Annotated in this window: 1 protein-coding gene and 1 pseudogene; one reads left to right on the top strand and one right to left on the bottom strand. The window is 59.9% G+C overall.

All coding sequences use genetic code 11. The features are described 5' to 3' along the window. Positions 1-501, top strand: a 501-nt coding sequence (locus EOA24_RS39650; RefSeq protein WP_133375025.1) for a mechanosensitive ion channel family protein, incomplete at its 5' end; no start/stop codon positions are given. A gap of 104 nt (positions 502-605) precedes the next feature. On the opposite strand, the pseudogene EOA24_RS39645 reads toward EOA24_RS39650, so the two are convergent. Beyond that, a pseudogene (locus tag EOA24_RS39645) lies at positions 606-893 on the bottom strand (cyclic nucleotide-gated potassium channel); the annotation flags it as partial.

The following is an 893-nucleotide window of genomic DNA, read 5'->3' as shown; positions in this document are numbered from 1 at the left end:
GTAAAGCTGCGTCACCATCGTGGCCCGCTGTTCACGATACCGTTCGGTGAACTCGGAGCCGTCCAGAACCAAAGCCGTGACTGGGTTACCGACAAATTCAACATCACCGTCGGCTATGACACCGACATCGACTTCGCTCGTAAGCTGATCAAGCGGATAGGCCTGGAGCTGGCGGAAGATCCAGAATTCAAGAACTGGGTGATCGAACCGATCAAGATGCAGGGCGTACAGGAGTTCGGTGAGTATGGCATCGTATTGAGGGTCAAGGTCACAACCAGACCGGGAGGTGCCTTCGCTATGAAGGGGAGATTCTTTTTACGCCTCCGCCAGGCCTTCAAGGAGCAGGGCATCGAACTGCCATTCCCGACCGTTCACGTCGAGGGGCTGCAGAGCCCACATGGGGCAGAGAATGCGCCGTTGCAGATCACACCCGAGTTGAAACTGGCCGTCGCGCAGTCGCACACCAACCGGCGTAGGAAAAAAGCCGGCACAACGGAGTAGGAAAGCTATGATACCTAATGCCGGCGATCGATGATATCGTCGGCTACCTCAATTGTGGAGCCGGGGGGGGTGGATACGTCCCGCAGTTGCACTTCTTAGTGCGGTCAAGCCATCGGCGCCGCGCCGCGCCGCTCGAGCGCGGTCTTGCGGATGATTTCCGCGATCTCCGGGCTGCTGCTGCACAGCATCTGGAAATCCGACGAGTGCAGCGATAGCAGTGAGACCGCCGTTGCGGCGCTGACGGTCGCCATGCGCGGTTCGCCGCTGATCAGCGCCATCTCGCCGAAGAAGGCGCCAGGGCCAAGCTCCACCGGATTTGGCGTCGCGACGCTGACGCGCCCCTCCACGACGAAGAACATCTGGTCACCGATCTCGCCATTGCGGCAGATCAC

The organism is Mesorhizobium sp. M2A.F.Ca.ET.039.01.1.1 (assembly GCF_003998035.1).
GTDB lineage: Bacteria > Pseudomonadota > Alphaproteobacteria > Rhizobiales > Rhizobiaceae > Mesorhizobium.
This window is presented reverse-complemented; position numbering and strand designations above follow the sequence as displayed.